3 protein-coding genes are annotated in these 15,054 nt (G+C 33.7%); all 3 read right to left on the reverse strand.

Going from position 1 to position 15,054, the window contains the following annotated elements:
• Positions 1–18 precede the first annotated feature (18 nt).
• Positions 19–6,645 carry a SpaA isopeptide-forming pilin-related protein gene (locus ANHYDRO_RS09350; protein WP_244261651.1) on the reverse strand — a complete coding sequence of 2,209 codons (6,627 nt, stop codon included), beginning with the start codon at positions 6,643–6,645 and terminating at the stop codon, positions 19–21.
• Positions 6,646–6,668: 23 nt separating this feature from the next.
• Positions 6,669–13,295 carry an MSCRAMM family protein gene (locus tag ANHYDRO_RS09355; protein WP_004814288.1) on the reverse strand — a complete coding sequence of 2,209 codons (6,627 nt, stop codon included), beginning with the start codon at positions 13,293–13,295 and terminating at the stop codon, positions 6,669–6,671.
• Positions 13,296–14,250: 955 nt separating this feature from the next.
• Positions 14,251–15,045: a ZIP family metal transporter gene (locus tag ANHYDRO_RS05010; protein WP_004814289.1), complete on the reverse strand. Its 795-nt coding sequence runs from the start codon at positions 15,043–15,045 to the stop codon at positions 14,251–14,253.
• Positions 15,046–15,054 lie beyond the last annotated feature (9 nt).

The following is a 15,054-nucleotide window of genomic DNA, read 5'->3' on the forward strand; positions in this document are numbered from 1 at the left end:
TAAGATAAATTTTAAAGATTAACTATTTTTTCCAATATCCAATACCTTGTTCTTTTTCTTATTGTAATAATAAGCTGCAAGAAGCATTAGGATAAGTCCAATAATAGTAAATCCAATCCAAGCCCTCAAACCACTTGTCATTGGTAGGCTTAGTTTTTTGTTTTCTATTTGGATAGGAGTATAAGCATTGGTTCCTTTATCTTTAGAAATTTCTTCCGATGTTGTGAACTTATAAGAGTGGTCAACATAATCATCACCCTTAGTTCCAATGTGGAATGTTCTATCTTCACTTATCTTATCATCGCCATCGCCTATTTCTATCTTAGAGTTAATATCTAATACTGTACTTAAGGTTAGAGTTGAAGACATTGATAATTCAATAGTATTTTCTGATGTTATTGTGTCACCAGTTTTATTTTCCAATTCTTTTACTAATTCATAAAGGTAGATAGTTATATTACCCTTACTGTCAGTATCATATTGACTAAGAGGAACAGTATAAGTCTTAGTAGAAGAGTTTTGCTTATCCTTGTTTACTAATTTCGCATTGATAGTTATACCTGTTTTAGATGAAATATTATTTTCATAATATTCACTATTCAAAGGCAATCCTGATAATGTTATTTTTGACTTACCTTGTTCATAAGTTATCTTTTCATGATCAGGGTTAATATTCATTATTATATCAGTGTTATAAACTTCATGCATTCCATTAGCATAGAACCTACTCTTTTTCTTAGAAACTTGCATTTCCGTCAAGTATTTTTCTTCTTGAACCTTGCCATCTTTTACTACAAACTCTTTAACGTAGTCTCTTGGTTTTATATAACCTGATGGAGCTTTTGTTTCTTTAAGAGCATAGTAGCCATTGGATTTTACTTTGAATTTGACTATACCATCTTTTCCACTTGTAAGTTTATTGCCTTCTACTTCTGTATATCCTGAAGGAACTTCATCAGCTTTGAAGGCATATATCACTCCATCACTATTCTTGTATAATTTTATGCTATCTTTTGGATATTCAGCATCTTTGTCTTGCTTATACAAGACTTGGAATTCTGCACCTTCAAGAACACTCTTGTCAGCTGCATCAACTTTCTTAAATACAATTTCATGTTCCTTCTCGTTTACCAATTCTATTGGTACTACACCTGGTTCTTCAACATATTTTTCTTGTATTTGTCCTTGTTTATCCTTGTAGTATTCTTTTCTAAATATTTTTCCATTATCATCTACTTTGAATTCTGCAAGTGGACCCTCTGGTGCTACATAACCCGCTGGTGCTGTAGTTTCTTTTAATTGATATTCACCTTTTGGAAGTTTTGAATATTCAATCAATCCATCTTCTTTAGTTGTAATTGGTTGACCATGAGAGTTCCAATTTCCTTTATTATCTTTCTTGAAAAGCTGGAATGTTGCACCTTGTAAAGCTTCACTATTACTATTAATCTTCTTAAAGATTATCTTATTAGATGGGTTAACTGCTTTGATAGAAAGTTTGGCGTCTGCGGTTGCTTCATTTTTAAATCCATAAACACCATCATATCTGTCAACAAATAATTTTCCACTATAATAATTATATGTTTGAAGAACACTTTCTGCTTGATAAGATGATTTATCTTTACCTGAAACTCTACCTGTTACTTTTACAATATATGAGTCTCTAGGAGACATACCATTTTCAAATGGAAGCTCTAATAGTTCTCCTTTATCCATGCTTTGTCTTGATACACCATAGCCTGATCTTTTTATATTGGAACTATTTTCATTAACTCCAAATGATTCCGGCATATCAGCCTCAACCTTATTGTTGTTGTATAATCTGTACTTAGTAATTACTACATTTTCTACATCTTGACTTGGAATATAGTAGAAGGAATTTGTACGTGAATTTTCTTTATCCCTATTGATATAGAAATAGTGAAGGAATTCTCCAGTTTCTTGATTATACTTAACTATCTTGGAAGTCATATTTAGATAATCAATGCCATTATTATGTTTTTCCATTTTTAGTTCATAAACAACCTTGATGTCTTTATACTGACTTGTATCTTTTCCAATTCCAAATCCAACTTTTTGACCGCTTAGACCTTTATCTGATGTTTTTACTTCATATAGGTCTATAAAAGCAGTAAGCTTATTTGAAAAATCAATTAGAGTATAGGTGTCGGCATATTTTGTGAATGTATAAGTTAAAGTTCCAGCTTCTCTATTATAATCAGCTTTTGCTATAGTACCTACTCCATCAGCAACTATATCCAAATTTGATATGCTGTTTTCAAAAATACCGTGTAGGTCTATATTGTCACTTATATTTAGTACAAAATAATCACCAGGATTAATCTTTGTGTTTTCTGCAAGTTTGAACTTATTGGTAAATTCCATACTTTCACCATTGTGAGGATATATTTCCCCTTCTTTTGTTGGTGTGTCGTATTCTGGATTTAATACCTTCATTTTAGTGGTTTCAAGAGTAATCTTGTCAGATAAATCTTGACCAGTTCTTGCAATATAGCCAGAATATGGATCTAGACCCTCACCACCTACTGTAAAGTGCCATACTTGCTTAGTATTGATGTGTCCATCAGGAGATTCAATTTCTTCTAGTTTGTAGTTACCTATCTTAAGTCCTTCAAATGATAATTTACCATCTGTTCCGACTATTTTTTCTATAGGTGTTGAACCATCTGTTAAGTTTGTAAGTTTAAACTTAGCTCCTGCTGTTAGTTCACCTTTTTCATTTGCAGTACCCTTTAAGGCATTTCCATGTTCATCAACTTTATTTATAGTTACACTACCCTTACCTGGTTTTTCGTTTACGATTTTACCCATGTTTTTGGCAGTGGCGCTTGTTACATAGTCTACCAACAATCCATTTTCTTCAGTGGTTGATTTTTCTGGAATATATTGGTAAACACCATTTGCCTTATCGTATTCTAGAGAAATATATCCATTTGAAGTTGGAGTAATTTGGATTTCACTTAATTTATATGTGTCCTTAATAACTTTTCCTTCTTTATCTTTTATTTCTCCTGGGAACTTGATACTCAATTCTCTCAAGGAAACTTCTGTTTTCTTTGTAGGATCTGTAGGATCTATTATTTTAGTTGTTTCCAAATCGGCATTCTTGGCTTCACTAAATTTAATAATTTTTGTATCGTCTGTTGGATCACGCATTTCTAATTCTTCAAATTTGTAAGATTTATAATTTCCTGGGAAATAAAATCCAACTGTATTTACATTAATATTTTCACCAGTTCTTGGGTCAGTTATCCTTTGTGAAACTATACTTACTGTTTCAACTGAGAAATGTAGAAGTGGTCCATCAATCGGTTTGTATCCCTTTGGTGCTTGGACTTCTATTAGTCTGTAACGACCTGGTTCAAGTCCTCTAAAACCAAAGTAACCGTTAAAGGCTGATGATACGTAAGAACCTTCTACTTCTTCATAGATTCCTTCTCTTACTCTCTTTTCAAGCTTGAATACTGCACCTTCAAGTCTTCTCTTAGTAATTTCTTCTACAGAATCAGTGTCAGTAAGTTTACCGTGTTTAGAGAATGTAATGTTATATCTTTCTGCATCATTTATAACACTTAATCCTTCTTGAGGGACTGTGTTTGCTTTATTTGATGAGTATAGAGAGCTAATGTCCATGCTTGTACTTATTTTACTAGATGGTGCTTTATAACCATATTGTCCTGGTGTAACAGGTGGTGTTACTACACCTGATTTGTTACTAACCGTATACCATTGGTTATTGTACCAAGTTGGATATTCTATTTCTTTACTTAGTTGATTTATATATTTTTGACCATATTTCTTAGACTTAAACCAACTTTTAGCATATTCTTTATTGTAGTATTTTTCTAACCATTGTTTAATTGCTACTACACCGTCTTGATAAGACGCTTCGTCCTTGCCGTTATCATCTTTAATTGCACGATATTCTATTGTTCCATTATTATTGTACAATTGTCGGAACTCTCTTGCACCATCAAAGAACTCAATATCAATATCAATCTTACCTAAATCTTCATCTGGCATTTGCTCTTTTGTTAATTTGTAAGGATCTTTTAGTACTGGTTCAGTACTTGGAGTTACTCCATCTTTTTTAGTGAAGTTGTAGTTTTTATCTATAGCTACTTCATTAGTAACATTCCTATCTATAATAGAAGTATCATAGAAGCCTTCAATGTCGATATAATATACTCCTGGTTCAAGATTTAGTTGGTCTTCGTCAAATCCCCAATCGAATGGTCTCCACCTTGCAGTATTGACTACACTTACATCTGGATAAGATACGTCATAGTCATTTAAGATTTTGATCATTTGAGCTGGGTCTGGATCGCCATTTATTCCAGTTATCTTATAAGTTGACCTGTAAGCTGTCTTAACACCTTCTTTGATAGTTACTGGAGGAAGTCCAGGTCTGTCGATTTCTTCTCTCTTGTGTTTTGGATTTATTTGAACATTGACAGTTCCTTTTTTATCCCTTGTATCAATATATACTCTTTGTATAAATGTTCTTGATTCTGTATCAATATGAGTAATCTTTGTTGCGTATTTTACACCGTTTGCTTCTTTGATGCCAAGATCTTTATTCTTTTCAATAAAGCTCTGTGGTGTTTCTTCTGGTCCCTTGTATTTTGCTACAAGTTGTCCATTTTCTTCTACAACTTCAACCTTCCAAGGAGCATTTGCTTTTCTATAACCTAGTGGGGCTGCTGTTTCTTCTATTAGATAATATCCTTTTTGTAATCTAATTAGATTACCTTCTTTATCCTTAAACTCTACAAGTCCTTCAGCATTTGATGTGCCCGTTTTTACCCCAAAGTCTTGGTCTTTATTTTCATAATTTTTATCAGTTTTTCTGATTGTAAATATAGCACCTTCAAGCTTCCTGTCGTATCTGTCTTTCTTGTAAATCTTAAGATCAAGACCAGTTTGCTTGTTGGTAATTTGTGCAAATTCGCCAGGTTTTATTTCAACTTCACCTTGTCCTGGTTGGTCTGGCGTTTTTGTTTTCTTAAATGTTGCAGATACAGTCACGTTACTTGCTGGCATTGTGAATTTATACTGTCCATTAGCATCAGCTGTAATTGGACTTCCATCCTTTGTTACACTTTCGATTTCATAACCTTCACTTGGTGTAACAGTCAAGTTGATTTGTGTACCAACTGTTGCTGAATTAACACTTGGACTTATTGCACCGTTTTGTATATTTTCATCAACATTAATATTATAAGTTGAAGCTTGTGGTTTTTCATAACTTACATTGATTCCAACATCAGATGCTGGCATTTTAAATGTGTAAGTTGTGTCATTTACTTTTGTAGTTGCAACAGGTCCTGCCCCGCTATTAACCTCTAATGACTTTAAAATATATCCATCAATTGGATTTAGTGTAAGAGTTACAGTATCTCCAGCTTTTATATTATCTTTAGGATTTGCTGTAACTGTTCCATTATTTTGAACATTGTAAGTTACACTATAAGTTTTTCCTTTAAAACTTGCAGTTACATTTACATCGTGATTAGGCATTGCGAAAGTGTATTGATTATTGTTTACATCTTCAGTGACATCTTTTCCATCAACTTTTAATTGTTCTAATTCACATCCATTATCCGGTTTAACTTCTAGTGTAACACTTTCCTTTTCTTCAATATCACTTGTTTTTTCTGATTTTACCGAACCATTTTGCGAAGGAAGGATCTTCAAATTATAATTTTTTATTAGTTGTTTGTAATTAATATCTCCTGCACCGTCATAGTTTTCAGCAGCCCATTGTTTTTGTGCATTAGTATAAGCATAGTAATCCATACCTACACCTATAGGGCCTGATTTTGGATAAGTGTATTCTACTTCAACTGCCAAAGTTTTTTTAGTATATCCAGTATCTAGCTTAACACTAAATCTTTTATATGAATCAGACTTGGTATTTTTAGCTTCTTTGAAGCCAAAGCGTTCACCATCATATTTAATATTATCAATTGTAGAGTCCTCAGTTACTGACTTTATACTTACAATCCTGAAGTTATATGACTCGTTAGAAGCTTTCGTTGCACCCACACCAATGATACTACTTTGTGGAGGTTGTGCGTGGAAGTCAAATTTAGAATAAGTCATATCCCTATTATCTAAATTAACAAGGAATATTTGTCTATACTTTCCATCTACCTTGTTTATTTGAGTGATTTTTGTCTTAACATTAGAAGAATCACTTCTATTATCAGGCTGATTTGACCTAGCTGGATCTACAACTTCCCAATCACTTTCAGCCCTTAATGGGTTTAGTACATCTACTAAATTTCCACCAATTTCAAGCTCTGTATTTGCTCCTGCCATTTGTAATCTTCTCATTAGATTATTTCTAGCAGTTTCTGAATTTGTGCTAACAGTTACGCTTGGATTATCTGGATTTGCAGTTTTACTATTTTCTTTTATATAAGCTTTGCCGTCATTTGCAATTCTTACTGTCCAAGTTGTATCTGTTTTTTCATAACCTGGAGCTGGTTTTTCTTCTACTAGTGTATATTTACCAGGTTTTAGACCGTTGAAGGAAATCATTCCGTCTTTGCCTGTGGTCATAAATCTTTCATCTTTACTATCGTCTGGTCCTGTTAGTTTGAAGACTGCTCCTGGAATTGTTGTATTAGTTTCGCCATCTTTTACTTTTTAATTTTAAATCCATAGGTTTTAAGATCGTTTGTAACATCAAGTGAACCTTCTGCTACGTAAGAACCAACTATTGTACCGCCAGTTTCACTTACAAGGCCTGCAGTTTTGATGTCGGAAACTCTTTCGTAGTAATCGGACTTCCAGTAGGTTGTGTTAGATTCTCTCCAGTCCATACCAGTACCAACTCCACCGTTTTCGTCTTTATATGGTACTTTGACGTCAACTACTATTGGCTTGTCCGTTTTTGGTAGTTCTAATTTTAGTCTAGTTTCTCCATGATGAGAAGTGTCGGGAGTTTTATTTACTTGCTTAGTAATATCAGTTACTGTATAAGATGCAAATCTTAAGTCAGATATTAGACCAGTAACCTTACCATCAGTATTGCCACCTTTTTTAGATTCTAGGGTAAATATTTTTATTTCTTCATTACCCTTGTACCAATCCATATTTGGATATTCTGGTTTTTCTCTGTGGATTGTGGCTGCTGTTGTAGCATCAATATTTTTCGCTTCTGGGTTTATTATATATCTTTGAACTACATATTTCTCTTTCTTATTTATAGCAATAATCCTAGTACCCAAATGCTGAGCATTTAGATTCTTATCTGCCCAACCTGTCCATCTATTGTCATAGTCAGACCAGCCTGATGTGTTTCTATTTTTAACATCAACCCATTCTGTGTCCTTATCTCCAAGAAGTGACTTTTCTACATCTCCGATTTTTGTGGATTCTGAATAGTTGTAGACTTTTGTCTTGCCATCTTCTACTCTTAGAACCCATTTTTTATTTAGTGGATTGTAGCCTGTAGGTGGCTCAACTTCTTCAAGTATATAATTCTTGCCTTCTTTTAGAGTATCTTCAAATTCTACAATACCATTTTGTCCTGATCTAGCTTCAGCTGAGAAGTTTGGATCATCTGGATCTGTTATCTTGAATTTTGCTCCAGGAAGTGGCTCGCCGTTTCCATCTTTTTTGTAGACTCTAAACTTTTGTCCGACTGGTTTATTTGGAACTTGGATATTAATAGGAACAGTCGCATTTGTGTACAACTTACTTTCGCCTGTTATAGAAGTTTCTCTTATTCTTACGCTACCATCGCTTAGAACTGTAACTTGCCATTTTTTATTAGTAAGCTTATAGCCTTCTGGTGCTCTGGTTTCTTCTAATGAGTATCTACCTGGGGCAATGTTTTCAAAGTTAATTTCTCCATTTGCATCAGATGTTCTGTAAATTTTCTTTCCATTTTCATCTGTCAATGCAAAAGTTGCATTAGGAAGTTTATTTGTTTGATTTGCTTCGTCGTATTTTGTAAGCTTAAAGTTTCCTGGTTTGTATTTGTTGTTTATAAGACCAACAATTTCCCTGTAATATTTTGGAATTTCTCCGCCAGCTTGATCACCTATGGCTGTGTTTACATTTGCCCTAGATGCGAAAGCTGATGTAAGATTACCATCATACATATAGAAAGCTCTCCATTTTGTGTTGAATTTTTCTATATCAGTAATCTTAAAGGTTTGTTCTACTACATATCCACCCTTATCTTTTGGTTTTGGTACTTTTACAATAAGAGGAGCCTTATTAATATCTTTAGTAGCTAATTTTTCTGTGGTTTTTATATTATCTGAATTATAGTTAATATATATACCATTTTGTGTCCTTTCACTATCATTTCCAGGATTTATCGTTTGATGCGCTAATAGGTGGTAGATATTTGGATCTTGTTCTGGCCTTATACCCATTGATAGAGGCATATACCTATTTAAAGGGATTCCTTCTAACCAATATTTTGCATAATCAGTTCCGTATACTTTTACATCATTAAGTTCATATAGAGGTTTGTAACCCTTACCTGACCATTCTGCAATACGGTTGTCTTGAAAATCAGTTGTTAGCCAGTTATATCTAACTGTTTTTGCACTATAATCAAGTCCAAGTGGGTTTAGATATGTTAGAACTGTTACATACCAATTGCCATCTTCTTTTTGGTATACATCTCTAAAGTAGTAAGACTGGTTAGAGTCGCCTGTCTTTGAGTGGTGGCGGCCGTAGTCCGCATTTATTTCTTTGGTTAAATTAGGGGTTCCTCCAATAGTTCCTTTTTGTCCTGGTGCTACCTTTATATTAAATGTATACTTACCTGTTTCTTTAGCGAAATATTTATCCGGGATTATACCCCTGAGGTTGATCGAAGCTGTTACATCTTTTTTTGCTTTGTTATTAAATACATAAGTCAATAGGTTTGTATTGTAGTCAAAGTGTGGATCTGCAACTTCTACTCCATCTATTACTATCTTAGGGAATTCACTAAAGTATTGGGTAAAGTCAAGGTTCCTATCAAATTGGATTTCAAATCTTGACCCTTCTGACACATTAGTTAAAGTAACATCGGCATGGTATTTTAGCGATTCATAAGAATATGCTTCCCATACGCCTGTCTTTGTACCAATATCACCTGGTTCGTTTTCTAGATATTCAAGTCTTTGGTTAACACTAGTTACTGTAGCTTTTGCTGAGCTTCCTGTTTCTTCACCCTTTTCAATGTAGTAATCTTGTCCTGCTTGTGGAGTTCCAATACCATCTTCAAATCTTGCGGTATAGGTTACTTGACCTTCATCATCTACTACAACTTCAAAATATACACCGTTTTTTTGGTAACCATCTGGGGCGGATTTTTCTTCAAGTCTGTATGTTCCTGGTGGATATTTTCCAAAATCGGCTGTACCATTTTCGTCAGTAAATTTATTGGCAATTACATTACCATTACTATCTTTTAGGACAAATTCTGCACCTTGTAGTCTATTTCTATTTCCTTTATTATTAAAAGAGTCTGCAAATTTAGTAACAGAAATTGGACTTTTTGTAAATTCTTCGTTTGTTACTAATAATTGGTTAGTTTCACCTTCTCCACTTGCTTTGCTTATAACAACTTTTTGAGTTAGATTTGTTTGGTTAGCTGTATCATCATTTGTTAGCCAATCATAGTCTAAACTTACAGAATTTTTATTTCCTATATTAGCTTTTACTTTAACTAAGAATCCCCAGTCACCTGCAAATCTTTCTTGTGGGAAATAAACTTCATAACCAGTTTTTCCTGTATAAAGATCCCTTGTATTTTCTTTACCTGTTATTACATGATTATTTGAAGCATTTATTACATTATTTCCAAGCAAAGGAATGTAACCATCAACATTTTGTTGTTCCATGCTGTGCTTAACGTTATTTCTATATCCTGGAGATACGTCGTAAGCTTTTACATCTGTAATGCTTACACCTGGTATAGAAATATTAAGTCTGGTATCTCTATTTGTACCATCTTTACCATTATTGCTTTCTGGTTTTAGGTATAGGTAGAATTCCAATTCGCCTTGGTCATTAATCTTTCCATAGTGCATGGCATTCATATAGTCTGGCCAGTTAGGGTAGCTGTCGTGTTGGACTAGTTTTGTTGCACTTGTGCTTCCACCTGATTGGATATTGCTTCCATTTACACTTATATTTCCATCTTCTGAAATAGTGATTGTTTTTCTTCCTTGGTCAAGCTTATAACCTGCTGGAGCTTTTTCTTCTATTAGAGTATAAGTTCCAGGAAGTACATTATTAAAGCTAGCCCTACCTTGATCATCAGTAATTATAGATGGTTGATTATCACCTAGTAATTTAAATCTTGCTCCTGCAAGTTTTTTACTTGGGTCTTTACTATCAACTTTCACAACAGTAAAGCTTACTGGTTTTTTAGTTGTTTGTTCTATTGCAGAGTTGTGGATATATTGACTTTTTGTATCGATTTGATAGTAGTTTGCATTTTCGTTGTACTTGTATTTTTTTCCACCTGCTTCAACTGTATCTGGGTCGAATTTTTGTTCGATTTTATTTTCTCTTTTAGAAGCTTCGTGAGAATTTTCGTCAATATCCCAATATCTTGCATTAGGAATTGTGACAAATCTTGTAGTCTCTCCAGCGCTTCCTTTATCTACATGGACTTTACCAAGTTCTTTACCATCATTATCTTTTGCAATAAAGTTTTGTCCTGGCATAGTCATGCCTTTTACTGGCAAGTTCCATTCTTGGTCAATATATAGGTCTTGGAATTTTGATATTTCAACTCCTGACATAGTGTAAGATTTAGGAGTTGTTGATTCATCTACGTCGTGTGTAAATTGATATACGCCAATGTTACCTACAGCTTGGGAAGTATTAGGATCAGCTTCTTTAGCTGGAATATCAGTTAAGCCTTTTTCTTCTTCTTTTACTACCATCTTACCAGTAGTTGGATCTACACCATAAACTACTCTCTTACCAGTTTTTATATTTGCTCCTTTAAGAGTTCTAGTTTCTAAAGGTAGGCCATTATTTTTATCTAATGTACACACTCCATCTGTTATAGTCCATTGAGCCTTTGTGTTTGATAAAAATTTACCTTCTATAGTAGTACGATTGTTTATACCTACTCTGGTAGGTGTGTCTTGTTCTACTTTGTCCTTTGGATATCCCTTATCCATTACACTTCTAACTGCACCGACATATGGTTGACCATCAGTCAAATCTTTAGTAAGGACAGTAGATATATCTAACACATAGTCAGCTTGTCTATTACTTACAGGTGTATAGATAGTATACATATAGGATTTCGTTGATTGATTTACTGTAGAGTGCTTTGAATCAACTATTCCTGTCTTGCCTTTAATAGCATTATCTTGGATTTTTTCAGTAGCATCACTGGAAGTAATGCTTTCGATTTTTTCAAGTCCTGAACCTTCTACTAGAGTGAAGTTCATCTTCATTCCTAGGTCATTTTTTAAATCTTTATCAGATTCAATTTTTACTACCCAGTTTATTCCAACCATTTCCCCGTTTTCTATGACTGGATTACCTACTGAGTCAATATCCAATCTATAGTTTTTACTTGAGTCAACTATTTGGGTTACATCATTCCTGCCTGGTTCTATGATTGATCCTGCAGGGTTCCCATTTACATCTACCTTTTGTGGAAGAAGGTCCTTAGGTGGATTAATTAGTCCCAAACCTGATACCTTATTTATAACTGTAAAGGTCCCATCCTTATCAAGTTCTACATTTCCTTGATTGTAGTCTACTGGAATATTTAATGGTATTTGGATATTTTCTTTAATTTCCTTAACTATCTTGTATTCAATGATATTGTCTTTAGAGTTGTATTTTGGCTCTGCTATAACCTCTCCCTTATACCTGATAGGTTCAAGCTTAGTTCCCGGTTTTACTGTTAATTGTTTATCTAAGTGAATATTAAAGTATTGGACTGGTTGGATTGGTCCGGTCGCATTTGATGTGTCAAAGCGAGTTAGGATATGGAATTTCTTGCCTTCTAAGTTAAGCTTGTTTCCTCCTTTTTCTTCTTCGTTAGCTGATCTAGATTGGGCAGGGTAAGGTGTACCCACAAAGAGCATTCTTAATTTTGGCATAATGCCTTGTAAGTCTTCTGATTTTTCTTCAGTTGATTTCTTGTCAGTTTTTTCTTCTTTTTTCTCAGCTGTTTTTTCTTGAGTCTTATTTTCTTCTTGTTTTTTAGACTGATCTTTTGCTTTTTCTTCCTTATTAGAATCTTTATTAGAATTTTTTTCATCTTTTGAAGATTCTTCTGACTCAAAACTTATTTCAGTCTTACTTTCTTTGTTTGAAGAGTCTTTTTCTTCTTTCTTCTCTTTTTTATTTGAGGAAGGATTAGAAGCTTCTTTCTTATCAGATTTTTCTTGGTCTGATTTTTCTTTTTGTTCAGCTTCTTTTTTAGCCTTTTCTGCTTGAGCCTTTTTTTCAGCTTGTTCTTTTTTGGCTTTTTCTTCCTCTTCTTTTTTAGCCTTTTCTTCGGCTTCTTTCTTTTCTTTTTCTTCTTTTAAAGTTTTTATATTTTCAAAATCTTCTTTTAAGGAGTTTGTTGTGTATAGAGTTTTCTTTTTATCACGAATTAGGGCTAAGATATCTCCCTCATTTTTTATGGTCAAATTTCCCTCTTGGTCTTTTTCATAGAGGTTGAAGTTTGGATCTGGAGATTCATATTTTAAAAATTCTATGTTGAAAACTAATTTTTCTTCCTTAAATAGTTTTTGATTTCCCTTTTCGTTGAAATCAAAATCATCCATTATTTTAAAGTCTATGTATGAGTAATTTTCACCGTATGGACTTTTTTCTTTGTCTTCTTCTATATTTTCTTCTTTTGTACTAAGTTTGTAGCCGTTTTCATCTTCAATTATATCCAAATCAAGGTCTAGGCCTTGGTTATTTAGCATATCTTTTATATGCCAATACTCCTTGCTAGCTTCTTCATTTGTCTTATAATAAGTGTCTTCGTAAAGTTTTAGGTCATTTCTTTTTACAAGCCTAAATTTAGATGTGGTATCTGGAAGACTTACTGCTACAGAGAATTTATCCTCATCTTTTTTACTCTGTTTCTTATCATAAATCTCATGCGATTTACTTACCGAGAGACTAGAATCTTTGTCTTCTTCTAGCTTATCAATAGCCTTTATGGTGTTTGGGTTTTCTTCTTGGGCCTTAGATTTTGTCATAAAAGCCGGAAGCATAACTTGGACTACCATAAAAAAAGCCATCAAAAACGATGTTAGTTTTCTTAGTATCTTTTTCATATGAACTCCTTTTTTATATTTTTTCTCTAAATAAAAACATTTTTGTCTTTATAAGTATCTTTCTTAAATATAATAAAATCTAGATAAAGTTTTTAGATAATATTTTGCTTTTTATTAGTCTGAAAATAAGGTAGACTTCAGACTTTTCCTTATATTTATTATAGCCTTTATGATTTTTATAGTCAATCAATTTTAGCTTTATTACTAAATTAAAACAATAAACTAAAATTGATTTTTTTCCACTAAAAAATCCCCTTAATTTTTTTATTAAGAGGATTTTTTTTATAAATTTAAAAATCAGTTTTGATAGAATATTTTTTTATTGTTCATACTTACTCCGCGGGGCATTAGTAGAAATTGTGCCAGTAGAACATTTCAGAGCGTAGACAAAGTATGAATGTAGATAATATTTTATTTTAAAATAAAATTTAAACTAAGTACCATCTCGACTAGATGATTGTACCTTGAGTTGGTACAATCATCACTAAAACTAAGTGCGAAAGCACGAAGAAGTTTGAAAGGCAAACGTGTTTTAGTGTGAGTAAAACGAACGCACGGAGAGATCTCGTGAGATTTCTCGACTCACTACGTACGATAAATCGGGATAAACAACCGAACTCAACGGTTTTTTATCTGCTCGAAATGAATATTTTTTTAGTTTGTCAACGGCCTGAAATTGTGCCACTGGCACACTTTTTAGCCCAACATACGCTCTTTGGTTGCGGTCGACTTAATTTGATTTTTTACTATTTTAAAATTTAAGTTTTATTCTTCGATTTTACTCCGCGGGATGTTGGTAGAAAACGTGGACCTTGGCCACGTTTTCTAGCCCAAGCATACGCTCAATAACCACGTTAAACTTGATTTGGTTTTTTATCATATTAAAACTAATTTTTAATTCTTCGAACCTACTCCGCGGGATGTTGGTAGAAAACGTGGACCTTGGCCACGTTTTCTAGCCCAACATCACATCCAGGATCATCATTACTGCGAAGCCTACTGAAAACCAGATTACTCCTAGGTTGGAGTGGTCTTCTCCTTCTCCTGTTGCTTCTGGTATTAGCTCTTCTACTACTACGTATATCATTGCTCCTGCTGCAAAGCTTAGAAGGTATGGTAGGATTGGTATCATTATTTGGGATAGTAGTATTGTTATTACTGCAGCTATTGGTTCTACTGCTCCTGATAATACTCCCATTATAAATGATTTATTTTTTCCTATTCCTTGGCTTTTTAATGGCATGGATATTATGGCTCCTTCTGGGAAGTTTTGGATTGCTATTCCTATTGATAAGACTAGGGCTGCTGCCATTGTCATTTCTGTATTTCCAGCAAGAACTCCCGCAAAGGCAACTCCAACTGCCATTCCTTCAGGAATGTTGTGGATCACAACCGCAAGAACCATCATGGTTGTTTTTCTTAAGGATTCATTTTTTGGTCCTTCTGCCACATCGCTGTCAACGTGTTGGTGAGGGATGACACTATCTAAAAATAGTAAAAAGGCAATTCCTACTCCAAATCCTACTACTGCTGGAATCCACGCCATTCTTCCCATATCTTTTTCTACCATATCCATAGCTGGTATTAATAAGGACCAAATACTTGCTGCAACCATTACTCCTGCTGCAAATCCTGATAGGGATTTTTGTAATTTATGTGATAATTCATTTTTCATAAGGTAGACCATAGCCGATCCTAGGCTTGTGCCTAAAAAGGGTATGAGTAAACCTATTATTAAATCTTTGCTCATTTTCTCTCT

Source organism: Anaerococcus hydrogenalis DSM 7454, assembly GCF_000173355.1.
GTDB classification, from domain to species: Bacteria; Bacillota; Clostridia; order Tissierellales; family Peptoniphilaceae; genus Anaerococcus; species Anaerococcus hydrogenalis.

Bases quoted from the DNA above. Each gene is read 5' to 3' on its own strand.
- ANHYDRO_RS09355 (WP_004814288.1), bottom strand. From the start codon at position 13,295: ATGAAAAAGATACTAAGAAAACTAACATCGTTTTTGATGGCTTTTTTT.
- ANHYDRO_RS05010 (WP_004814289.1), bottom strand. From the start codon at position 15,045: ATGAGCAAAGATTTAATAATAGGTTTACTCATACCCTTTTTAGGCACA.